Source organism: Stenotrophomonas sp. G4 (genome assembly GCF_003428825.1).
GTDB lineage: Bacteria > Pseudomonadota > Gammaproteobacteria > Xanthomonadales > Xanthomonadaceae > Stenotrophomonas > Stenotrophomonas indicatrix.
Window position 1 is genome coordinate 1,937,584 of the sequence record NZ_CP031741.1, and the last position, 23,216, is coordinate 1,960,799.

Below are 23,216 nucleotides of genomic sequence, written 5' to 3' on the forward strand. Positions count from 1 at the left end.
GGGTGCCGTGCGTAATGTGATGAATTCCCTGACAATTTCGTCGATTGTCATGTGCATGTAAGGTATCCTGTAGGGCTGTCACCCTCCCGTTTCGGGTGGTGCCGCACGGAATGCCACAGGATCCGAGTCAGTGTTCAAGAACGTTCTCTTTGTTTGCGTCGGCAACATCTGCCGCAGTCCTTCAGCTGAAGTCATGCTCCGCCAGTCCGTGGAGGGCAAGGGCATTCAGGTGTCCTCCGCCGGCTTGGGGGCACTTGTGGGTCATGGCATCGACGCCACGGCACAGGCGTTGTTGATCGAACATGGCCTCAACGGTGATTCGCATCGTGCTCGTCAGATCGACGACGCCATTCTCGGCTCGGCCGATCTGGTGCTCACCATGGAGCGCAAGCATATCCATCGCATTGCCGAGGTCGCGCCGCAGGCCTCCGGTAAGACCTTCCTGCTGGGCAAATGGCAGCAGGACCGGGAAATTCCCGATCCGTACCGCCAGCAGCGCCCGGCGTTCGAGCATGTTTACAGGCTGATGGCCGAGGGTGTTGAGAGCTGGGCACGGCATCTCTGACTGCTGCTGCATGCTTCCCTGAGTCGACTAACTATTTTTCTTATCTGAACCTTACTGCACATGACCACTGACTCGCGCTCCATCATTCAGGACGATGCTGAAGAGATCGATCTCCGCCAGTTCTTAGGCACTTTGGTCGATCACAAGTGGTGGATCCTCATCATCACAGGCGTATTCCTGATTGCATCTGCTGCATATGCGTTTCTGGCAACGCCGATCTACCGTGCGGATGCCATTGTACAGGTCGAGCCGAAGACGCCTTCGCTACCGGGCTTGACCGATCTGAGCCAGTCGTTGGGTATCAATGCGGGCACCGCAGAAGCAGCAACCGAAATTGCGTTGATCAAGTCCCGAGCGGTGGTTGGTAGCGCCGTGAGTGCGCTGCGTCTGGACATCGAAGTTGTTCCGAGACGTTTTCCTGTGCTTGGTAGCTACTTTGCTCGTCGCGCGGAAAAGCAAGCTCCGGGTGAGCTGGCGCCGCCACTCCTGGGTCTGACCGGCTTTGGCTGGGGCGGAGAAGAGTTGCAGATCTTTCAGCTGGATGTTCCTGTCGCTTTGCTGGCTACAGAGTTGGAGCTGGTCGCCGGTGAGGGGGGGCGCTTTGAGCTCTTCAACGAAGACGGTGAACTGCTGCTGGCGGGTACGGCAGGCAAGCCGGCGACTGGCAATGGGGTGAAAATTCAGGTCGAGTCTCTTAAGGCTCACCCCGGCATGCAATTCAGCGTGATCCGCCATCGTCGGCTCAGTGTTGTAAGCGATCTTCAGCTGGAAGTTGGGGTTGGCGAGGCAGGAAAAGACTCCGGCATCCTTGCGCTTACTTACGAGAACGCGAATCCCGATCTCGCTCGCGACTTTCTGCAGCAGGTTGCGCAGGCCTATGTTAGGCAGAACGTCGAGCGGAACTCCGCCGAGGCGTCGGCGCAGCTGGTCTTCGTCAAAGAGCAGCTCCCCAATGTCCGCAATCAGGTCGACACTGCGCAGAAGGCATTGAGTGCCTATCAGATGCGCGCCAATTCCGTTGATCTGACCCTTCAAACAAAAGGGTTGCTGGATCAGGAAGTCGCGGTTGAAACCAGTATCCAGCAGCTACGCTTGCAGCAGGCGGAAATGGATCGCAAGTTCACTCGTGACCATCCTGCATATCAGGCATTGATGCGCCAGATCGGGGATCTGGAGTCACGCAAGAGTGGCTTCCAGGGCCAGGTAAAACAACTGCCGGAAGCACAGCAGGAGCTTCTGGGGCTGACCCGCGATCTGCAGGTCAGCAACGAGATGTATACCGCGATGCTTAACCAAGCGCAGCAATTGGATGTCGCGCGGGCTGGCACTGTCGGCAACGTGCGCATCGTGGATGCCGCAGAGGTGGATGCTACCGAGCCGGTGAGGCCCCGCAAGGTGATGGTGGTGCTGGTGGGGACGCTGTTGGGCGCGTTTCTTTCCATCGGCTTGATCCTTCTGCGCCAGTTGCTTAACCGTGGGGTCGAGGACCCGTCCCAGATCGAGGAGATCGGCTTGCCGGTCTATGCTTCGATCCCGGTCAGTCCTGGGCAACGTTCCGATTCGGTGCGTGGCAAGTTCCGTGCTGACGGCAAACTGCATCTGCTTGCGGTGAAGGATCCTGCCGACCTGGCCATCGAGGCGGTGCGCAGTCTGCGTACCAGTCTGCACTTCGCACGCCTGGAGGCAAAGAACAACATCGTCCTGATCTCCGGTTCCAGCCCGAACGCCGGCAAGACCTTTGTCTCCTCCAATCTGGCGGCGGTGATCGCGCAGGCTGGCCAACGTGTGCTGATCATAGACGCGGACATGCGCAAGGGCACGTTGCACAAAGCCCTCGGCGCGACCCAGACCCCCGGCCTGTCCGATGTGCTTGTTGGCAAGACCTCATTGGATGACGCCATTCGTACGGTTCCGGGCCTGGATAACCTGAGCTTCATTTCCCGAGGCGATGTGCCTCCCAATCCTTCGGAATTGCTGATGCACCGCAATTTCACGGAGCTTCTGGAACAGGTCGAGAAGCGCTTTGATCTCGTCATCATCGATACACCGCCGATTCTCGCGGTGACCGATGCGGCGGTCATCGCCCATCATGCAGGCACCTGTCTGCTGGTCGCGCGCTTTGGCTTGAACCAGCCTAAGGAACTGATGCTTGCCCGCAAGCGTTTCGAACAGAACAACGTTCAGTTGAAGGGTGCGATCTTCAATGCGGTCGAGCGTCGGGCAACCGGCTACTACAGTTACGGCTATTACGAGTACAAGTCGACCCGCTGAATGGGTCGAGGGGGGGCTCTAACCTATGCCCTCACCGACAGGGAAGTCTCGGCAGCTGCAGTGTGCAGGTCCGCGACGCAATTTGAGAGACTGCGGAGAAATACATGAAAGTTCTGATCACCGGTGGTGCGGGTTTCATTGGCAGTGCATTGGCACGCGCGCTTGTCGCGCGTGGAGACCAGGTTACTGTCCTGGACAATCTCTCGCCCCAGATCCATGGCGATAGCCCGGAAAACTCCGCGCTTCTGGCATCTCTGCCCACCGATGTCGTGGTGGTAAAGGGCGATGTCCGCCTGCGTGAGGATTGGTTGCAGGTGCTGCCCGGCCAGGACGTGGTGGTGCACTTGGCGGCCGAAACCGGCACCGGGCAGTCGATGTATGAGATCGATCGCTATGTCGATGTCAACGTGCGCGGTACCTCACTGTTTCTTGATCTGATCGGCAACAAAGTGCAGGGCTGCGAATCGGTCAAGCGCGTGGTGGTCGCGTCTTCCCGCTCGATCTACGGTGAAGGCAAGTACAAGGGCGCAAACGGCCCGGTGTACCCCGGCGCACGCGTTGATGCCGATCTGCGCGATGGCGTGTTCGAATGCCGCGACCCGCAGTCTGGCGAGCTGGTGGTGCCACTGCCGACGGATGAAGAGTCCCGCATCCATCCCAGCTCGATCTACGGCATCACCAAGCAGGTCCAGGAGCAGCTGGTACTGGTCGGCGCCTCCGCCATCGGCATCCAGGGTATCGCGCTGCGCTACCAGAACGTCTATGGGCCGGGCCAGTCGCTGAAGAATCCGTACACGGGCATTCTGTCGATCTTCTCTACCCTGCTGTTGCAAGGCAAGGGCATCAATATCTTCGAGGACGGCAAGGAAACCCGCGATTTCGTCTTCATCGACGACGTGGTGGCGGCAACGGTTGCGGCCATTGACGCCGATGTCAGCGGCCAGGCTTTCAACGTGGGTACCGGTGAAGCTACCGATGTGATCACCGTCGCCAGCGCGCTGAAGGAAGCGTATGGAAGGGGCGGAGAGATCAGCATCTCCGGCAACTACCGTATCGGTGATATCCGACACAATTTTGCCGACTTGAGCCGTGTCGAGGCTGCCCTGGGTTATCACCCGCGTGTCACCTTCGCCGAAGGTGTGAAGCGCTTCGCGGCCTGGGTTCTGACCCAGCAGATCGAAGACTCGGGCTACCAGCGCTCGGTAGACGAAATGCGTGCGAAGGGGCTGTTGAAGTGAATCCTCAGTGCGGCCTGGGCGAGCAGCATGAGTGAGTCACTCGCGGGAAAGCGCGTACTTTTCATTGCACCGATGTTCTTTGGCTATGAAAAGCTGATCAAAGCGGAGCTTGAAAGGCAGGGTGCGCACGTTGACTTTCAGCCTGATCGTCCCGGTGTGGACTTTCTTACCAAGGCGCTCATCCGTATTGATCGCCGTCTGCTAGCGAGGCGCATCGCGAAGCATTACTCCGACATCGTCGAGGCAAGTGCGGGCACATGCTATGACCATGTTCTGGTCATCCGCGGCGAAGCCATTTCGCCTCAGATCATCGCGCGTATTCGCGAGACGCAACCGGCGGCGAAGCTCACGCTGTATCTCTGGGATTCCATGCACTACAACCCGAATGCGCGCTTGATCAAGCGTCATTTCGATTCGGTGCTGTCGTTCGATCGCGCCGATGTAGCAGAGAATCCCGACATTGAGTTCCTGCCACTATTCTTCGCCAATGATTACGCGCGCGCCGCAGAGTGGACGGGAGGGTACATCTATGACGCCTGCTTCATCGGCACCATTCATACGGATCGTTACCGGATTCTGGAAAAACTGCTGGACTCGCTCGAGCGTGATGGACGCAGAACATTCGTTTACTGCTACTACCCATCGAAGGTCCTCCATCGCCTGCGCTCCCTCGTGGATCCTGGCTTCCGCAGGTTCTCAAGGAAGTATGTCAAGTTTGATGGCCTGCCGTTGCCAAAGGTTGTCGATTACATCTGCGCTTCGCGTTGCGTGATTGATATCAATCGTCCTGGCCAGAAGGGCCTGACGATGCGAACTATCGAAGCGCTGGGTTCGCAGCGGAAGCTGATAACCACAAACGAGGATGTCAGTTCGTATGATCTTTACGACGCATCCGGAGTGCAGATCGTGGATCGGAATGCACCTGTGGTGCCGGCAGAGTTCCTGGCGTCCAGTGACAGGCCTTTTGACGATGCTGTTCGAGAACGGTACTCGGTCGGGAATTGGGTGAGACAGGCGCTGTTGGGTCGGCATGTTGTGAAAGGTGTCTGAGAGCGCAGCTTGGAATGAGTACTTCAATGGCACCGACATCGATCCAGAAAGAGCTGAAGTCCGAGAGGCAGTGGATATCCCTGTTTGCCCTGTCCACGATCTTTATATCGGGGATCTATGTGCCGACGCCCGTCGGAAACTTGTACCTGTCCTATCTATGCATGATTGCAGCATACGTGTTGCTTGTGCTGAAAACCGGTAGTCTAGGCCTCCGGCAGGAGTATCTGGGGCTGGCTGCCGCGCTGACGCTCCTTTCCCTGCTGGGGGCGCTCATCAATGATGCAGCGGCGGGCGCTCGTGCATCCGTGTTTCTCATCTCAGTCGCGAAGATCATGCTCTTCATGTTCTTCATCGTGTTTTTTACGTCCATCTACAATCTACTTGGACGTTCAGTCAATCGGCTCTTCTCTGTCTATCTGAGGGTGGCCTACCTATTTGCGGTTCTCGGCGTGCTGCAGCAGGTGATCTTCGTTGCGACCGGAGTCGACATCCTGGCATCCCTGTCCCCCGGCTCGAAAAAGATGGGGGCGTACCTGGGCGTCGCTGGACTCAGTGTTGAGCCGGCGTTCTACGCATGTGCACTGTTGCCAGCCGGTGCATATCACGTATCAAAGTTCGTACAGAGCCTTCGCCTATCATTCCGAGGCGCGGTCACCGTACTTGCCATTGTTCTGTCAACTTCCGCACTTGGCTATATCGGTCTTTTCGTTGCGGCCGTAGCGACATTCGTTATCGGTTTCAGTGTTCGCCGATTCTGGATCCTGTTCTTCTCAGTGCCGATCGTCTTCGCTCTCGCCATCACGGTCAGCAATCTGGAGTTCTTCCAGTTGAGATGGAACGATACCGTTTCGGTGCTGCAGGGTGGGGAGCTGACCATGGAGGATGGCATGAATCTCAGCACCTACTCCAATGCGGTGAATTCGTTGATCTCGCTGCGTTCCTTTGCGGACAACTATGGCGTCGGCGTTGGCCTGGGAATGTACAGCTCCGTATTTGATCACTACATCTCCGGTTTTGAACTGCCCGCATATCGGGATGATATTCCCGGCCGCGGCTCCGCGACTTCACTGTTTGCACGCGTGACAGCTGAGCTTGGATTGGTAGGGTGGCTGCTACTATTGATGGTGCTGTACTGGGCGTGGAAGAACATGCGGGCGGTTGGTGACAGGGCTATGGCAGTTGCATACCTGTCTACACTCTCGATTATCCTGCTTCGAATGGGAGAGTACTACGCCAACGGTGTGATCCTGGTGTTCGTGATGATCTATCTCTCCCGTAACGCCAGCGCAGCGGATGCGCGGGCCCGGAAGGTTGGGGTGGATGTATCTCGATGAGTATCGGGCGCTTGATCTCCGTTCTCCGGACGTTGCTTCTGCGCGGCCTCGGTTCTGGCGTCTCCGTCCTCTTTACGGTACTGGTTTCTCGCCATCTGGTGACTTCTGAAGCTGCATTGTTCTTCATCCTGTTCAATGCCAGCGTCATTGGCGCCGTCTGCTTTCGTTGGGGCATCGATGAAGTTGTTATTCGACGAGTTGCGGCAGCGAAGGTCGGGGACCGCGAATCAATTGCCGGGGCGCTTGTGTTTCGAGCGCATCGCCGTGTGTTGTTTTGGGTGGGCGCTGCGTTGCTGCTTGGACTTGCGCTGCTATTGCCATGGGTGGGGCACCATTTTGGCGGCATGAGCTATCTGGACTTCAGTCTGATGGTCATTGCATCCGGACTGATTGCGTGTGCGGCAGTAGCTGCGCGAGTACTCCAAGGCGAAGGGAGGACCGATGCGGCAACCTTCTATCTGAACATCTGTGTGCCTGTCCTGGCTCTGGTTGGGCTTCTGTGCCTGACCTTCATTGGTGAAAAGATCAGTGCCCGGCAACTGCTCTGGTGTTACCTGCTTGCTGCCGTGGCGATGTATGCTGTCGTGGTTCCAGTGCGTTACGGACGCGAACTCAGTCTGTTGTTCTCGTCGAACTGGAAAGGGGTGAGTGCCGAAGCCGCCGATCTTGTCGCCGCCAATCGCTTGGGCATGGTGGTCTTGGCGCAACAAGCGCTTGGATGGAGCGCTGTAGCGATCATTCCAATCTTCTATGGAGATTCCGCATATGCCGGCTTCGTAGTCTCTCAGAAGCTCGCAACCCTTGTCAGCCTGCTGATGCTTGCGATCAACTTCACCTTTTCTTCCCGTTTTGCGGCGCTCCATGCCAAGGGAGAACTGCAGGAGTTGTGGCGATTGGTCCGACTTTCAGTCGGCGCGATCCTGATTGCCAGCGCTGCAATCCTCGCCGCGACTTGGCTATTCATGGCGTCGATTCTGGAGTACGCCCGAGTTCCTCGGAATTTCGGCAGCATTGTCATCATCATGATGATCGGTCAGATCGCATTCTCGATGGCTGCATTGTTCGCGGTGGTGCTCAGTATGTGTCAACGTGAAAAGTTCCTGCTAAGGGTGCAGGTGATTCTCGCAGCGGTCTTTATCCCACTGTTGACGGGCGCATGCGCGACCGTCAGCTTGCCTGTAGCGTCGTGGGTGTTCGTTCTAGCCTACTCGGTTCTTGCATTTACGCTCTTCGGCGGGCTTCGGCGAGCGGTCGGCGGTGAGGCGGGTCATATGGCTACGCGTTCCCGAGGGCTTGATGGTCCAACTTCTGTTGGTCAGCTGCACTTGGACATCCAGGCATTCAAAGAGTCCAAGAGCGCCTCCGAGGACGGGCTGAACTACGCACGCGTCGTAGCCCCTTACTTGTACGACACTTCGCTTAAGGGGCAGCTAAAACTCCTTGCGCTCTCGTTTGGGTTCGAAGTCCGAGTACTCGTGCAGACTGTAGCTGCCCCTACGCACTTGATCTTTTATGGGGCGCGGTCGAAGAATCGCGCTGACTATGACTACATCGTCGATTCGATCAGATCGGCTCTTGACGGATCTTCCGCTTACGCGGAGGCTCGAGACGCACTGTCTCCGGTGCAATGGTTCCGCACGTTGTGCAGATTGCCCGGCAGCTTCCGGATGACCCAAGGATTTTCGACGTCAGTGGTCAGACGTTTGGTGGTCGGATCGCTCATCGCGAGAATGAGAAGTGCCTGTCCTCGAGTCTTGGCTTCACTTCCTACTGGCCACAGAAGGATTATTACGTTCTGCGATGCTCATTCAGTTGAGAATCTGGTTACGCAGGCGCAGATGGCGCGGGGAATTTTTGCGATTACGAATCAACACGGCCAGTATCGCCTGCTGGATGATCGGAATATGAGTCCAGATGCGGAGGCATACGCGAATTTCATTAGTAATCGGATGATTGTGTGGGGAGAGGCCACGATCAGGGAGTTTGAGAAGGCTGGATACGCTACGGATCGCTTCGTTGTCGCTGGATGGATTAGAGCAAAACAGCAGTGCGATACTGGGCCAATCAAACGAGTGTTCGGCGTAATGTTGAACGGTCAAAACGGACAAGACTCCAATCTTGCATTGCTCTCGGCGGCTACGGCACTTGCCGAGGCCCTCGACCTTACATATGTTGTGAGACTCCATCCGTGGACTCCGCTGAGTGCTTACCGATCCGCTGTTGATGAGCGCTGCGAGAAGCTGATGCATGCATCTCTGGCGGAATACTGTGGCTGCGTTGACTTCAGCCTTGCGCATATGTCTGGCGCAGTTGTGGAGCTGCTCGATCAGCGTCGGGCAGTCTATCTATTGGATGATGGGCGGCTAGCAGATGTTTTCCGGAGACCCGGCCTTTCGTGGGGGTCGGCGCAGGCGATCATCGAGGCTGTAAAACGTGATACGGCGGATTCTGATGGGCTCTTTCGCAGGGTCGACAGTCTTGCCGTTTGGTATAACGACGATACAGATCAGCTGGACAAGCTGGCAGAGTTTCTAAGGAACTGACCCGAGATGCATCGAATATGGAAGATTTGCTGGGGAGTCAGGGCGATCTGCTACTCCGTCTTTCTTGGAGGGTTTCGATTCCCAGGGTATCTTGGGCCACCGATGTTCATGCTTGGCCTTGGAAATATGTTCTTCGGGCGCAGGGTTCGCGTGTTTCCGGGACTCCGCGCGGAATGCCATGGAGAAGGGCGCCTCATGGTTGGCGACGATGTAGCGATCGGGCAGGGGTTCCATGTAACAGCCATGGGGCCGATCAGTATCGGGTCAGGTACGCTGATAACCGGGTATGTGTCGGTCACGGACATTGAGCATGAGTACGCCGCAGTTGACGTTCCCATTCTTCAGCAGGCGTCGACATGGAAGGAAACGCGAATTGGTCGAAACTGTTTCCTTGGAATGGGGGCGCGGATCCAAGCGGGAACTATTCTCGGAGACGGTTGCATCGTTGGTGCGAACGCTGTCATTAGAGGCGAGTTTCCTCCCTATTCAGTAATAGTCGGTGCGCCAGGTAGAGTGGTGAAGCGGTACTTGCCTGAAAACGGCACTTGGCAGCGCGTCGTTTCAGCCCATTCAAACGAGAGTAATGTATGAACGTCTCCATCAATGAAACTGTTACCGTCGGCAACGACCTCCCCTTCGTTCTGTTCGGCGGCCTCAATGTCCTCGAGGACCTGGACTCCACCCTTTTCGCTGCTGAAAAGTACGTCGAGGTCACCAGCAAGCTCAGCATTCCCTACGTCTTCAAGGCCTCGTTCGACAAGGCGAACCGCTCGTCGATCAATTCCTTCCGCGGGGTGGGCCTGGAAGAGGGGCTGCGCATTTTCCAGGAAGTGAAGAGCCGTTTCGGCGTGCCGGTGATTACCGACGTCCATGAAGTGGAGCAGGCGGCCCCTGTCGCCGAAGTGGTTGACGTGCTGCAGATTCCCGCGTTCCTGGCGCGCCAGACTGATCTGGTGACGGCCATCGCGCGTACCGGCCGGGCCATCAACATCAAGAAGCCGCAGTTCCTCAGCCCGACGCAGATGAAGAACATCGCCAGCAAGATCCGTGAGGCCGGCAATGAGAAGATCATCCTGTGCGAGCGTGGCGCTCAGTTCGGCTACGACAACCTGGTAGTCGACATGCTGGGCTTCCGCGAGATGATCGAGGCCACCGGTGGTCTGCCGGCCATCTTCGACGTGACCCACAGCCTGCAGCGCCGCGAATCGGGTAGCGAGGCCTCGGGCGGCCGCCGTCGTCAGGTGGTCGAGCTCGCGCGGTCCGGCATGGCGGTTGGTCTGGCCGGCCTGTTTTTGGAGGCGCACCCGGACCCGGACAATGCGCGTTGCGATGGCCCGAGCGCGTTGCCGCTGAGCGCTTTGGAGCCGTTCCTGGCACAGATCAAGGCCATCGATGATCTGGTCAAGTCGTTCCCCAAGCTCGATATTGCCTGACATGGCATCGGCGGAGTACCAGGGACCGATCAGGTTGGTCCTGTTCGACGTGGACGGCGTCTTGACCGACGGCGGCTTGCATATCGATGGCAAGGGTGAGCAGTTCAAGACCTTCAACGTCCGCGATGGCCTGGCGGTCGCGCTGCTGCGGGTGCATGGCATCCGTTGTGGCGTGCTATCGGGTAAGGCGAGCCCGTCGCTGGACTTCCGCATCCAACAGTTGGGCATGGATATAGCAGTGACCGGACGCCTCGAGAAGCTCGACGCCCTGGCCGCCATCTGTGGCGATCTTGGCGTCCGCGAAGCCGAGATCGCCTACGTGGGAGATGATGTGGTGGACCTGCCACTGGCAGGAAGGGTGGGGCGCTTCTATGCGCCTGCCGACGCACATCCCCTGGTGTTGGCAGCCGCAGACGTGGTGGCAGATGCGCGCGGCGGGCGTGGTGTCGGTCGGGAAGTGGCCGAGCGCGTGCTTGCTGAAGGCGGTGTGGACCTGCAGAAAGCGTATGCGCCGCTCATTGCAGGATGGAGTGCCGCTGGCGCGGTGCAGTAGCCGGCGCAGGATTGCGCAGGTAAGCGTGGCGCACTCAGGTGCGGCGCGAATTGTCATCAGAAGGAAACAAGGTATGTCCTCTGTCGTATCAGTCGCCGATCACATCGCATCGGCCAAACGGGTCCTGCAAATTGAGGCTTCGGCTGTCGCCGCGCTTGCCGGCAGGCTAGATGGGCAGTTCACGCGCGCCGTCGAGCAGGTGCTGGGCTCGCAGGGCCGCGTCATCGTCTGTGGCATGGGCAAGTCCGGCATCATCGGGCGCAAGATCGCGGCGACGCTTGCAAGTACCGGTACGCCCAGCTTCTTCATGCACCCGGGCGAAGCCTTCCATGGCGACCTGGGCATGGTGACCGCTGCCGATGTATTCGTTGCGATTTCCTACTCTGGTGAAACCGAAGAAGTAGTGAAGCTGCTGCCGTTCCTGAAGGACAGCGGCAATTTCCTGGTGGCCATTACTGGCCGCCCGATGTCGACGCTGGCCCAGGCCGCCGATTGCCATCTGGACGTTGGGGTGTCACAGGAGGCCTGTCCGTTGGCTTTGGCGCCGACCGCATCGACTACGGCGACGTTGGCGATGGGGGACGCGCTGGCAGTGGCGTTGATGGAGGCACGAGGCTTCCAACCGGAGAATTTCGCGCGCTTCCATCCGGGCGGTTCATTGGGGCGGCGCCTGCTTTCCCGCGTGGAGCATGAGATGGTGGCCGGTGAACTGCCTTTGGTCGACGCGTCCGCGTCGATGATGGACGTCCTGCAGGTGATCACCCGCTCGAGTTTGGGCTTGGCGATCGTGCCGACCGGATCGGGGCACGCCATCATCACCGATGGTGACATCCGTCGGGCGCTCGGGCTTCACGGGCGCGAGGTGTTTGACAAGTCTGCTGCCGAGCTGATGACCGTGTCGCCAGCGCAGGTCAGCGTGGGGACACGCGTGGAAGATGCATTGGTGCTGATGGAGCGGCGCAGGATTTCGTCGCTGTTGGTGCTCGACGGCAACCGACTTGTCGGCGTTTTCAAGAAGTAAAGAAAGAAGGCGCCTGATGAGGGCGCCTTCTTTGCCTGGGTTACTTCCCGATCGCGTCGAAGTTCCTGTAGAAGATCTCTGAATCGCGTTCGGACGTCAGCTGATACAGGCTGTGCGAGTGCGCAACGCGCGCGCCGCCGTCCCTGTACAGCGGATTCCACAGGAAGTCGGCACGTGCGCGGGTCGAGCGCGGCAGCATGAAATCGAACGGCACCGAGAAATAGATGCCCTTGTCGAAGCTGCCTTCACCGAAGTCCTTGGACGAGACATCGGTCTTGGTCGCGTATGCGCCCATCGTCACGCCGTTGTCGAATGCGCGGGCTACCGACACGGTGGCGCCCCAATCCTTGGCCAGGTATCGGCCCGCACTGACCGCGCTGATGATGCGGCGCTTGTCACCCCAGAGGTAATAGAGCGTAGCGTGACCGGTAGTGACACTGTAGTCGCGGAAGCTGAAGCGCTGGTCGAAATCGCGTTGCTTGACCCAGTTCAGTTCTGCGCCCAACGCCCATCGCTGGTCCATCGGGCGGTACAGGATCTCGCCACCCACGCCGCCGTACATGTATTCGAGCAAGCCGGCGTAGGCCATGCCGTACAGGTCGCGACCGAGCTGCCTGGTGCCGGTCAGCTGCAGATTGGGCAGGGTAAAGTCCGACGTGGTGAGGTACTGACGCACATACGTGCGCACCCGGGGCAGGCGGCTGGGGGCGTCGTACCTGAATTTGTCGTAGTTGTTGTAGGCGTTGTAGCTGGCGGTGCCGCTCAACCACAGATTGTCGTTGAAGCGGAAGGTGGCGCCATACATGGCCGCGACCTGGAAGAGGATGAATCCATCCGGCCCGCCTACAGACTGGCGGTAGCCGACGTTGAATCCGCCGTCGAAATGCTTCAGCGGTGCCTCGTACAGGTTCTCCGACCGCCGTGCATAAGGCGCCGTCATTTCAACATGACGGCTGAGAGTTGCCTGGTCGATACGATCATCCAGATAGTCGTTGAACGTCTTGCGCTCGAGGCTGGTCTCGACAACAGGCAGACCCTGGCGGACGTTGCGCAGGGTCCACCAGCTGACATCCGCTGGCGTGTGCGGATCGAGGATGCGGGCGGCGCGGCCTATGCCTTGGGCGGGGTAGATGTAGCGGCGCTGTTCGGCACTGACGATCAGCTCCTGTCCATTGCGATCAATGCGCTTCACCCGCAACCCTGCGTTCTCCTCCAGCTCATCGGCGATGGCTGGCCAGTCAGCCGTGGCCAGGTCCGGGGCTGCCGGAAGGGCGGTGTCCGCATTGTCCTGCGCGCGGTGGCGTGCTGCTGGTGGCGGGTCCATGAGCTTGGGCATGGGTTTGGCCTGGGCCAGGTTCGAGCGCAGCGTGATGCCGACCATGGCGGTATTGCCGCGCTCCCAGCCCACGTGCAGCAGCACGCTGTTGTTGACCGTGAACACCGCACCGAGGTTGATCGGTGAAGATTGTTTCTGGTTGTTCCGCTGCGGCTCGTGGCGATAATCGTTGCCATCGTACTCAAGCTTCAACTGCAGACGGTCCCACGGAGTCTGATAGCTGATGCCACCAAACACGCCGAGACGACCACGGAACATCGCGCTGGTGTTGAAGTCGCCCGGTGTATTGACGCCTGGCCGTTCCTTGAATCGATCGTCAAGGGCGCCCAGGGGGTTGGCGAGGTCGCCGCGGTTGCCGATGTAACCGGTGGCCACGCCAAGGCTGGCGTCCACGGGTCCAAAGCGCTTGTTGGCGACAATGTACTCGCTGGAAAACAGCCCGGTGCCGCCCAGGTCGCGCGCGCCCACGGAGACTTCGGGCAGCCACCGCCCTTCCTGCCATAGGCGTAGCTTGAGATCGATGGATTTGTCTTTGTAGTTCTGGTCCCCGCTGAGCCATTCGGAGCCATAGCGGCGATTGGCGACCGAGATGTAACGGAACGAGCCCTCGACCCACGGCAACGGCTGCATCACAACTGTATAGCGGCTATACGGCGAGGTGTGACTCGCGGTGAGGCTCAGCTCCCCCTCTTCGCTCATGCGTGCGCTGGGCGTCTGCAGCAGGCCGATGCCGCCCCAGTCGCTGGCGGTGGGGGTCGGGCCTTCCTGGGCGTGCAGGGCTGCGCTGATGCTCAGGCTCAGTAGTGCGGCGCCGGCGCGGGCCAGCGGCAATCGGTTACGGCACATCAATCTGGGACTCCCGGCGCATCCAGCACCTGGGTGGCGAGGAAGCGCGCGGCCTCATCGTTGACATCGGGGGTGAGTGAACGCACGGCAGCCCCAGCAATGGGGACGTGGATGACCGCACCCGGTGCCAGCGTGGTGAGTGGGCTGCGGTTCCACAGGGCAATGCCGATCTTCATGACCCGTCCATCGGGTTGGATCACATACAGGTCGTCAGGGCTGGCGGCGGGCAGTGCCTCACACTGGTTGCGGTAGAGACGTGCGTCCTGCATGGCCACGTGTGGCAGTACGCACGGGTGGGCGACGGCGCCGGTTACGGTTACGGTCTCTGGCCGCGAGGGATAGATCAGGCGATCCCCGGCGTGGGCCGGGCGATCCTGCCTGCGGTCGGCTGCCAGTGAGCGCGGTTCCAGCAGTTGCGGTTCGCGGCCGGTGACGGGCAGATCGCCGAATTCGCGCGCCATCTGCGCGGCTGCGTTGGCGACGTCGGGCGCGGTCTGCAGTGCTGCCAGGGTCTCGAGATCGAACAGAAGTCCTGCCTTCAGGCGGGCTTGCGCCAGCACCGCATCCGAGCGCAGCAATGCTGCGCCAGCCATGAAGGCGCTTTCATCCGGGGCGGCAGCAATCGCCGCATCGCTGAGGCGCGCATCGCTGGCCAGCATGTGCGTCCCCGGTGAACGGACATGGCCGTAGGTCTCCACGGAGATCGGGGAGGACGCCCCGGCGGCACCGGCCAGCGCAACGCCAAGGGCCAAGGCGATCAATCGCTTCGTCATCGGGGCTGCAGGTCCGGCGAATAGGGTTTGAGCTGGGTGATGTCCAGATGCGTATCAGGTGCAATGGCCTGCCGGCTCTTCCAGATGAAGCCGTTGGACGGATCCACCCAGTAGTGGTTGTCCTGCTTCCAGCCCTCACCACGGAGCTGCTCGCGGACATGCATCAGCTGGCGCGACCGGCCGAGAATCTCCACGGTTTCCAGGCCTGTCGGATGCAACGTGCCGGTTATCTTCAAGCCGAAACGGTAGCCGGGCATGATGTCGTAGGCGCGTTGCACGACATCACCATCACGTGCCTTGCGCAGGTCCAGGAAGGGGTTGTGACCGGTGATACGCATCTGCTGCAGCTCTGGGCTGCCGCCATGGGTGGATTCGATCAGGCCGTTGCGCAGGAAAACAATGCTGCGCTCGCTGCTGTACCACGCCTGGCGGCCGTCATCGATCGCACCCAGCACAAGGATCGCGCCGCCGTTGGGGCCGTCGACCTTGATCTGCGGGTAGCGGTTGCGGGCAACGTCCTCTGGAGTGGGGTGGACGTCCGGCTTGCCTTGCACGGCAAGCTGGACGGCTTTGACGCTGCTGCGGCTGACCACGCCGCAGCCGGTCACTGCGGTGACGGTCAGCGTGGCCAGTAATGCGAGGCGAATACCCTGGAGAAAGAGAGGGGCTCGAGCGTTCCTGCTCATGCGCATCCCGTCAGTTGTCCAGATCGTTGCGCGCACTGGCCGCATTGCTGATGATGGCGGTGAACGGAAGCAGCTGGTTCACGAAGCGGCTCCAGCGGGTCACGCCGGCCGCGCCGACGAACACCACATCCCCCGGCTGCAGATTGAACTGGCTCGCCACGGCGAAGGCCGACGGTGACTTCGCCTCCAGGTGGAAGACCTGTGAAGGTGTGTCCTGCAGATCGTTCGAGCCACGAATCACATAGACCGCGTTGCCGTTGGAGGTGGTCTGCAACAGTCCGCGGGCACGCCCCAGCGCTTGGCTCAGAGAGATTTCACTGGTTTTGAAACTCATCGCGCCGGGCTGATTGACTTCGCCGACAACGAAGACTTCCTTGCGGTCGAGGTACGGCACATACAGATGGTCGCCCGCCTTGAGGAAGATATTTGTTTCGCCCCCGCCACTGCGACCCAGTCGATCAAGATCAATGGTGTAGGTGGTGCCGTCGCGGGTGAGGCGGACTCCTGACAGGTCGGCCTGCGCCGGGTCGAGCCCCGCTTGGCTGATGGCGTCACCCAAGGTCAGTGGGGTGACCGTCAGCGGAACCGTGGCCGCCTGGCGGGATGCACCGGTGACCCACACGCGCTGGCTGGCATAAGTCAACATCGAGACGTCAACCTGCGGCGCTTCGATGTAGCGCGCTAGGCGGGTGGTGATCTCTTCGCGCAGTTCGGCCGGTGTCTTGCCCGCCGCGGCGACCTTGCCGATATAGGGGTAGAACAGCGTGCCATCAGACTGCACAAGGCGGCCTGCCGCGCTGAGCTGCTGCTGGGGACCGGCCGGTACGGTCAATTCGGGATGGTCCCAGACCGTGATGTACAGGATGTCGCCTGCGCCGATCTGGTAGGGGCCGGGCTGGTACTGCATCAGCGTGCTGGGCAGGCCGGGGGCGTTCTGCGTCGCGCGCTCCATGGCAATCAGTTTGGGCGTGATCGGAATCAACTCGATCTGATCATTGCCAACCTGCTGGCTGTTGCCCATCAGCGCATTGGAGCGCATGTGCTGGCCCGGGGCCCACATGCAACCTGACGCTGTGAGGACGAACGCCATGACGGTGACGAGACGCTTGCAGTCCATCGTTAATCATTCCTGGCCCGAACGGGCATAAAAAAGCCCTCGCCGAACTACCGCCCGGCGAGGGCGTGGGTGCTACAACGGCAATCTGATCAGCGGGTGCCGGTGGTGCCGGTGGTGCCGGTCGAACCGGTGGTGCCACCCGGCGGGTTGGTGGTGCCGCCGTTGTCGTTACCTGCGTCATCCTTGCTGCTGTCAGCAGCGACGCTGTACACCACGGCAGCTGCAGCGACGCCGAGGCCGATGGTGGCAGCAGTGTTCAGGGTGCCGGTAGCAGCAGTGCCTGCGGTTTCAGTGCCAGCGACTTCAGCGCTGGTTTCGGTTGAGGCCGGAGCTTCCTGGGCAAACACCGGGGAGGACAGACCCAGCAGGGCCAGGGCAGCAATCATCTTCTTCATACGGGGTCTCCTACTCCGTGAGGGAAATTTTTCCACCCCTATGGTGGCCAATCCTCATTGCCCCTGTCAAGGAAGGTGAAGAATTCATGCTGTCTGATGCGCGGTTTTCAGAATGATTCAACGACCTCGGTCCGGCCTGAGAGCGCCTTTGCCAGCGCGATGACCAGCTGGTGGGTGGGCAGGTGTGGCAGGCTGAGCGGCAGCACCAGGCCAATGACAACTGCGGCCAGCACAGCGGCAGCTGCCGGCCGCTGCGGATGCGTGTCGGCGCGCAGGGTCCATGCGCTGGCGACCAACCCCAGTGTCAGGCCAGCGAAAATCTCCGACAGGCTGTGCGCCTGCAGGGGAATTCGTGACCATGCAATCGCAATCGCGAGCGCGCAACCCGACAGCAGCCCGATCGCACGCCCGTGGCGGCTGGCGCCGCCCAGCATCAGGCCGATGACGGGATAGGCAACGCTGGACATCGCGGCATGGCCGGAAAATCCCGTGAAGTGCAGGCGCTCGATACCTATCCCCCATCCCATGAAGGCCAGTTTGGATGCCAGCGTTACAGCGGCAGTGGAGCAGATCGCGGTCAACCACCGCCATTTCAGTCGCGCGCGGGAGGAGGGCAGCGCGCACAGCAGCACCAGGGTCATGGGCAGCAGCCAACGGCTGTCACCGGCTGCGGAGAGGAAAAACCAGGCGTTCTGCATCAAGACACGTGCGGAGATCGGGGTGGGCCAGCTTACGGGTGCTGGCCTGTCGCTGGCCTTTCAACCTCTTGGTCCGTTCAGCCAGACGCGGTATCCTCTACGGCTGCCAATGGCCCCGTAGCTCAGCTGGATAGAGCGTCCCCCTCCTAAGGGGAAGGTCGCCCGTTCGAATCGGGCCGGGGTCACCATTTATCAATGACTTAGGTTCAAGTCAGCAATGGCTAGGTGCCACATTTAGCCGTGGATTGGGGCTGAATTGGCACACTTGGCACAGGTGCCTTTGAACTCAGAGTAGGCCCTCAATGTTCAATGAGGGCCGTCCCCGGCGTCTATTTGGTGCAGATCAGGCGAAGAGGCCTAGCAGCGTGATCACGCAAGGTAGCTGCGGGTTAGCTCCCTTCAGCCTTGCTATGTCGTAGGCACCGCTGGCGATTGCTTCATGCGCCTCTGATCCAAACTCCTGCAGGAAACGCCTTTTGAACTCCGCAGTTGAGCCCTCCATTGCGCGGCCGGCGGATGCCAGCAGGACGGACTCAAGGCAAGGCTCATGGGGGACCGTAACAACACCGGCGCGCCTTGCTTTCGCTGCGACTCCATCGTCCCAGCAGGCGTCGGTGTCAAACACCGCTGCCCTTACGTTGTAGCTGCCCTGGCGCGCGTGGCGGATTGTTTCGTTTATCACATGCAGTGCACCTTTTCCTTTGGCGTTGCGCACTGTCACGGAAGGGCCTTGCTTTCCGGCGGTTAGCGTCGCCTTCAGTTTTCCAAGCAGCAACGCCTCAGCGTCGCCTTCACCAACTATCAAAAGAGTGCGTCGTACTTCCTTTACATACCTAGGCATTGGGTATTACCTGGGGGAGTCCGCCGAGTGCGCCGGATTCATATTTTGCTCGCAAATTATCATCGCTTCGAAGGCCTCGGATTTGATCGCCTCGATAGGCATGGCTCACACAATCTTCCTTTTCCACGAAGAAAACCTGCGACTTGCTCAGGAAGTCCATTACCTTGGTAGTGTGGCTTGTGAAAATTAGCTGGCTGTAATGAGGGTTCGTTCTTTCGGAGTCAAATAGCGCTAGGAGCGATTCCAGGAGGTGAGGGTGCAGGTCGCTCTCCATTTCGTCGATAATTGCTATGCCGCCAGCTGCAAGCACTGGCTTTAGCATTGCAAGCAGAACAAAGGCAGACTGTGTGCCATTTGATTCTTGCGAAATGGGAAGGCTGAACGTCGATCCATCGCTCCGCTTGTGCTTGAACGTTGTCCTAAGAGGGGCCTTTTTCTTGCCGTCGGCATCGCTCTGGACTTCTTCAATGACAATGTCCTCAAGGCCAATGTCCCATGACTGAAGCAGCTTGACCGCTTCTTTCCTTAGGTCGTCGAACTCATGGAAATAGGTGCTGGCATACGCAAGGTTTGTACTGTAGTGAGGGCGACCAAATATCTGAACGTTGCTAAGAGCAATTATGAGTCCAATGAATTCAACCGTATCACTGTTGTATTGAAGTGCTGTCGATATAAGTGAGGCATTCTGCCTGACCTTGCGAGACTCTGATGGCGCTAAATCAAGGCCTTGCTGGGTTATCTCATATGCGCCTGTAGACTCGCTCCAAGACCTTTTGAATATGTAATTGAATTTCAATTGCTTCTTATAGAGAGCTTCCCATAGCACTCGCTCTTCCGTGGCCAGAAGTTCGTACTTCCAAATGCTGCCGTCATAATCGTCAAAAATTAGCTCGATCTCGATTGGGTGCTCTGGATTTAGTATGCGTGCGGGGATCGGGATTCCACCGTCGAAGTCATAAGAAAAAGAATCTCGCATAAACCAGAAGACGAAAGTAAAAACTTTCAGTAGAGCGGTCTTGCCAGATGCATTTGCACCAAAAACAGAGCTAACCGTGGAAACGCGAGTTCCTTCGCGGGACATTCGCTCAAAGCCTCGGGAAGCTGCGTTTTTGGGTAGTTCAAACGAGAATTCAGTCTCGTCCTGAAAGCTCTGGAAATTTTTAAACTTAATGCTTCTGATCATGGCTATCCAAGATGTCGCGTTGCGTCATGCTGCCGCGGCGGGGTGCTACGTAGCGAATTGTACAAATTTTTGTTGAAAAAAGCGTGAGCCTTGCCTCAGAACCGAAGCTTGCCCACCGCCTGCTCGTCTCCGTCAGGAGTGAGATGGGCGTAGTACTTCTCCGTGGTGGCGTAATCGGCATGGCCGGCTAAGACCTGCACTCGCCTGAGTGGCACTCCAGCCATCACCATGTGAGCGCAGAACGTATGGCGTAGCCTGTGCAGGTGCCCGCCTACGCCAGCGAGGTGCGAATCCTTCTTGAACCAGTCTGAGACCGTATCCTTGTGCACCGTGACGAGAGGGTCAGGCAGGCGACGCAGCGCCCACTTCGCATACCGGTTGAGGGGAACCTCCCGCCACTTCCCTGACTTCGTTCGGCCTTCACCTCTCTCGTCCGGGTCGCTTTCCACCAGTAGCCGGCCGGCTACGACCGAGCTTTTTTCTAAGCCGATGATCTCGCCCCGCCGCAGCCCGGTGTGGGCCATGAAGAGCCAAAGAGGCGCCCGCCCAGGGTTCGCCCGATACAGTCGGCGCATTGCCGCCCGGTCATAGAACTTGACTGCCACGCTCCGCACGCCGCGAGGCGCCTTCACTGAGGCGAGCGGGTTCACGTCCAGCTCCTTCCATTCGACGCCGCGGTTGAACGCCGCCTTCAGCCGTCGAATCTCCTTCCCCACAGTTTCTTTTGCCGCCTTGTCATCCAGCAACCTGGCGCGCTTGTACTGCTCCACCTCGACCGCTCGGATGCTGTCGATCGGCCGGTGGCCGAAGCGCTCGATGAAGCGCTTCACCTCACTCCTGGCTTTCGAGATGGTGGTCGGGTGTTCGGCCTCGTACCAGTCCAGATACCACTCCAGGTAGTCGCGGACCTTGGGCAGGCGCGCCAAGATCCGGACCCCATGGGTCAGTTCTGCTTCTTTCGCGGCACGTACTCTCTCCGCCTCACGGGCGTCAGGTTGCCCAATGGACCTGCGAAAGCGCTCGCCGCCTGCCGCCGACACCCGAACAGCTGCAGCAGGCCCGGCGTCTGGCCTAGGCGGGGGCGAAGGAGCTGGAGCGGGTCAAGGAAGCGCTGGCGCCAATCCGTCCGCCAGCGGTGACGAAGCCCAGGGCGAAGGACCCCCTGAAGGCTTGGGTGAGGGCGGGGCGCCACCAGATGGGCCGCACCGTCTGAGCGCAGAGCCTCCAGAAAACTCGCCATCGAGCCCTTGCGCTGCAATGGCCAGCAGGCCCATGCTCCAGAAATGAAGTCAAAGCAAGTCTTTGATTCGCATCCAGAGTCAGGCAGACTTCTAAGCCGTCTGACGATTAATCACCCAGCGTCGGTCGCGGTAATTGCGGTGCCTCTTTGGGAAAAGTTGCGCCCTCTATTTTGATCAGTCCTGCCGTCAAATTGCGGTCCTGGAAGATCGTCTGTGGCTTCCCCCAGTAGAGCGACAGCAGGCTCTCCGTCGCGGTGTGGATTGGGGTCAGCTGTGCGGTGCCTGGCGCCGTGTACACGAAGATCCAGTCACCGGCATTGAGCATAGTGTTGCCCAACCAGAGGAAGTGGTCGCGCAGCGGTATGTTTGCGCCGTTCAGTTGCGCCTTAAATGCAACGATCAGGCAGTAAGACGCGAGATTGACGGTTGAGTTCGCCCGAAGCACCACTCGCTCGAGGTTCGGGACGCCGGCATCGTAGACGCCGACAATGCTGATGTCGTCGAACCCGCTCATTTTTCCTTCCCCTTCCGATTCGGAATCATCCATCCGCCAACAATCAGCACAGCGGCGACGGCCATGCAAATGAATGCAAGCCTCTCCGAACCGGACTTGTACCCGTCAACGGCGACGCCGACTAGGATCGTCGCGCCTGTCATTACTAGGCTGGAAAATGCATGGTTGCTCTTCATGCCATGCACCTCAGTTCGAAGGCGCGCATTTTCCTCGCGGGCGGATGACAGATCTTCCAGAAGCCTTTCGTTGGCCGCCTGAGCCCGGGTCGCGGCCTGCTTCGCGGCCCTGAGCTGATCTTGGAAGCTGATTAGCATCCCTTGCACCAGTTGCGCCGGAACTTCCCCGCCGAATGCCTTGGGTTTGCTATCAACAATTCCGTTCACGGCGTTCAGGAGACCGGCCAACGGCTCCGCCTCAATGCTGGCCAGGACCTCTGGGCCGGCTGTCTGACCCCCGCCTGGGCTTTGAGGAGTCGGGACGTCGATTTCATTGGGTAACGTCATCTGTCCTGCCTCGCGCGGATCGGGCAAATCCTACCCTACAAGTCAGGTTCGTGAATAGAAACAGCGATCCATTTGGGTGTTCGAAGGGCGCTGATCTGGCACAGGCTTGGCACAGTCCTTTCCAAATGCACTGCAATACATAGCCGGGTCGCCCCCCTCCTAAGGGGAAGGTCGCCCGTTCGAATCGGGCCGGGGTCACCACACTCAATGAACCGCACCGCCACGCTACGGACACCGCGCGGTGCCTGGGTTTCCGCCAGTGGGCTGAAGTCCAGTTCATTCCATTTGACGCCATGCCGGGACGCCGCCTGCAGCCTGCGCACTTCCTGGCATACGGTCTCCGGCGCAACCGTGTCCTTGGTCAGACGGTCCGTTTTGTAGGACTCCATTTCCATCCGCCGCAGGGTATCGATGGAGCGATGGCCAAACCGGGCAATCAACAACCGAACCTCGCTCTTGGCCTTGCCGCGCGTGGTCGGGTGCTCCGCCTTGTACCAATCCAGGTGAAGTGGCTTCCGGACACGCCGCAGAAATGCGCGGTCTCGTCCACGGTCAGCAAGCCTTTCCGGCGATGTCCAGCTTTTCGGCAGCACCCATCGGGTGCACGTGGTGCTCGGTGGATCGGCAACCGATTTCACGTCTCATTCATGCCGCGGAGGCAATGTTTGGACCATAGCGGAAGGGGGGCTGCTGAGTGCTCAATGCCCGAGTGCTCGGCGGTGCTTGCTCCCCATTGGTTTATAGGAATCCGCTTTGAATCTGCTCGTTTCACTAGCTGGCGCTGTGCTGGCCGCAGGCGCGCTGATGGCGCTGATCCATGTCGCCGTCCTCTGCTGCAAGGCTGCCATCAGCTGTCGATCAGCGCGACGACAGGGGCCGCAGTGATGGAGGCGTATCGTTACGCTTACCAGAAGGCGCGCGGCTGGCACGCGTCGGTTCTAACGTCGGCATGGGCTGGACTCAGGTATTCACTCACCGGGGATACCGGCTGTTTCAGGTCGCATGGCGGCTGGCGTCTATCAAGGATCCGAAAAGGCGTGGAGTCCTCCGAGTAGATCAGTCGCCATCAGGGAGG

20 protein-coding genes and 2 tRNA genes are annotated in these 23,216 nt (G+C 59.5%); 11 read left to right on the top strand and 11 right to left on the bottom strand.

Translation table 11 applies throughout. From position 1 onward, the window contains the following. Nucleotides 1–130 precede the first annotated feature (130 nt). From D0Y85_RS09145 to D0Y85_RS09190, 9 genes are all read left to right on the top strand, one after another. The gene (locus D0Y85_RS09145) at nt 131–565 is read left to right on the top strand and encodes a low molecular weight protein-tyrosine-phosphatase (protein WP_117310234.1); all 435 of its coding nucleotides are present in this window, start codon (nt 131–133) and stop codon (nt 563–565) included. 60 nt (nt 566–625) lie between these two features. After that, on the top strand, nt 626–2,836 hold the full coding sequence (locus tag D0Y85_RS09150) for a polysaccharide biosynthesis tyrosine autokinase (protein ID WP_117310235.1): 2,211 nt from the start codon (nt 626–628) through the stop codon (nt 2,834–2,836). Between the two features lie 104 nt (nt 2,837–2,940). After that, on the top strand, nt 2,941–4,074 hold the full coding sequence (locus D0Y85_RS09155) for an NAD-dependent epimerase/dehydratase family protein (RefSeq protein WP_117310236.1): 1,134 nt from the start codon (nt 2,941–2,943) through the stop codon (nt 4,072–4,074). A 27-nt stretch (nt 4,075–4,101) separates the two neighbouring features. Next, nucleotides 4,102–5,124: a hypothetical protein gene (locus D0Y85_RS09160; protein WP_162887637.1), complete on the top strand. Its 1,023-nt coding sequence runs from the start codon at nt 4,102–4,104 to the stop codon at nt 5,122–5,124. Nucleotides 5,125–5,138: 14 nt separating this feature from the next. Continuing rightward, nucleotides 5,139–6,458 carry an O-antigen ligase family protein gene (locus D0Y85_RS09165; RefSeq protein ID WP_162887638.1) on the top strand — a complete coding sequence of 440 codons (1,320 nt, stop codon included), beginning with the start codon at nt 5,139–5,141 and terminating at the stop codon, nt 6,456–6,458. Beyond that, entirely contained in the window at nt 6,455–9,001 is a 2,547-nt protein-coding gene (locus tag D0Y85_RS09170) for a hypothetical protein (RefSeq protein WP_117310239.1), read from the top strand. Before D0Y85_RS09165 ends, D0Y85_RS09170 begins: the two co-directional genes overlap by 4 nt. Nucleotides 9,002–9,588: 587 nt before the next feature. Continuing rightward, nucleotides 9,589–10,434 (top strand): 3-deoxy-8-phosphooctulonate synthase, encoded by an 846-nt coding sequence (gene kdsA, locus D0Y85_RS09180; RefSeq protein ID WP_117310241.1) that lies wholly within the window; start codon nt 9,589–9,591, stop codon nt 10,432–10,434. A gap of 34 nt (nt 10,435–10,468) precedes the next feature. Further along, on the top strand, nt 10,469–10,987 hold the full coding sequence (locus tag D0Y85_RS09185; RefSeq protein ID WP_205420750.1) for an HAD hydrolase family protein: 519 nt from the start codon (nt 10,469–10,471) through the stop codon (nt 10,985–10,987). Between the two features lie 73 nt (nt 10,988–11,060). Then, the gene (locus tag D0Y85_RS09190; protein ID WP_117310243.1) at nt 11,061–12,008 is read left to right on the top strand and encodes a KpsF/GutQ family sugar-phosphate isomerase; all 948 of its coding nucleotides are present in this window, start codon (nt 11,061–11,063) and stop codon (nt 12,006–12,008) included. Between the two features lie 40 nt (nt 12,009–12,048). Here D0Y85_RS09190 and D0Y85_RS09195 read toward each other — a convergent pair whose 3' ends face one another. From D0Y85_RS09195 to D0Y85_RS09220, 6 genes are all read right to left on the bottom strand, one after another. After that, complete coding sequence (locus tag D0Y85_RS09195) at nt 12,049–14,190, bottom strand: YjbH domain-containing protein (protein ID WP_117310244.1); 2,142 nt, start codon at nt 14,188–14,190, stop codon at nt 12,049–12,051. After that, nucleotides 14,190–14,963, bottom strand: coding sequence for a capsule biosynthesis GfcC family protein (locus D0Y85_RS09200; RefSeq protein WP_117310245.1), 774 nt, complete (start codon nt 14,961–14,963; stop codon nt 14,190–14,192). The genes D0Y85_RS09195 and D0Y85_RS09200 overlap by 1 nt, the downstream gene beginning before the upstream one ends. Continuing rightward, nucleotides 14,960–15,649 carry a YjbF family lipoprotein gene (locus D0Y85_RS09205; protein WP_117311890.1) on the bottom strand — a complete coding sequence of 230 codons (690 nt, stop codon included), beginning with the start codon at nt 15,647–15,649 and terminating at the stop codon, nt 14,960–14,962. Before D0Y85_RS09205 ends, D0Y85_RS09200 begins: the two co-directional genes overlap by 4 nt. Nucleotides 15,650–15,659: 10 nt before the next feature. Next, on the bottom strand, nt 15,660–16,766 hold the full coding sequence (locus D0Y85_RS09210) for a polysaccharide biosynthesis/export family protein (protein ID WP_117310246.1): 1,107 nt from the start codon (nt 16,764–16,766) through the stop codon (nt 15,660–15,662). A gap of 89 nt (nt 16,767–16,855) precedes the next feature. Then, entirely contained in the window at nt 16,856–17,161 is a 306-nt protein-coding gene (locus D0Y85_RS09215) for a hypothetical protein (RefSeq protein ID WP_117310247.1), read from the bottom strand. A 107-nt stretch (nt 17,162–17,268) separates the two neighbouring features. Continuing rightward, nucleotides 17,269–17,859: a phosphatase PAP2 family protein gene (locus D0Y85_RS09220; RefSeq protein WP_117310248.1), complete on the bottom strand. Its 591-nt coding sequence runs from the start codon at nt 17,857–17,859 to the stop codon at nt 17,269–17,271. Nucleotides 17,860–17,970: 111 nt separating this feature from the next. Between D0Y85_RS09220 and D0Y85_RS09225 the strand changes: the two genes are divergently transcribed. Continuing rightward, a tRNA-Arg gene (locus D0Y85_RS09225) sits at nt 17,971–18,047 on the top strand. A 155-nt stretch (nt 18,048–18,202) separates the two neighbouring features. Here D0Y85_RS09225 and D0Y85_RS09230 read toward each other — a convergent pair. The 5 genes from D0Y85_RS09230 to D0Y85_RS09255 all read right to left on the bottom strand — a co-directional run bounded on the left by D0Y85_RS09230 (nt 18,203) and on the right by D0Y85_RS09255 (nt 22,141). Then, a complete protein-coding gene (locus tag D0Y85_RS09230; RefSeq protein ID WP_162887639.1) occupies nt 18,203–18,700 on the bottom strand; it encodes a hypothetical protein in 498 nt (165 codons plus the stop codon). Then, nucleotides 18,693–19,883, bottom strand: coding sequence for an ATP-binding protein (locus D0Y85_RS09235; protein WP_117310250.1), 1,191 nt, complete (start codon nt 19,881–19,883; stop codon nt 18,693–18,695). The genes D0Y85_RS09230 and D0Y85_RS09235 overlap by 8 nt, the downstream gene beginning before the upstream one ends. Nucleotides 19,884–19,978: 95 nt before the next feature. After that, nucleotides 19,979–20,809 carry a tyrosine-type recombinase/integrase gene (locus D0Y85_RS09240; RefSeq protein WP_240329375.1) on the bottom strand — a complete coding sequence of 277 codons (831 nt, stop codon included), beginning with the start codon at nt 20,807–20,809 and terminating at the stop codon, nt 19,979–19,981. Nucleotides 20,810–21,230: 421 nt separating this feature from the next. Then, entirely contained in the window at nt 21,231–21,638 is a 408-nt protein-coding gene (locus D0Y85_RS09250; protein ID WP_117310252.1) for a hypothetical protein, read from the bottom strand. Then, nucleotides 21,635–22,141 carry a hypothetical protein gene (locus D0Y85_RS09255; RefSeq protein ID WP_117310253.1) on the bottom strand — a complete coding sequence of 169 codons (507 nt, stop codon included), beginning with the start codon at nt 22,139–22,141 and terminating at the stop codon, nt 21,635–21,637. Before D0Y85_RS09255 ends, D0Y85_RS09250 begins: the two co-directional genes overlap by 4 nt. Nucleotides 22,142–22,227: 86 nt before the next feature. On the opposite strand from D0Y85_RS09255, the gene D0Y85_RS20545 reads away from it, so the two are divergent. Then, nucleotides 22,228–22,342, top strand: a tRNA-Arg gene (locus D0Y85_RS20545). Nucleotides 22,343–23,216: the final 874 nt, after the last annotated feature.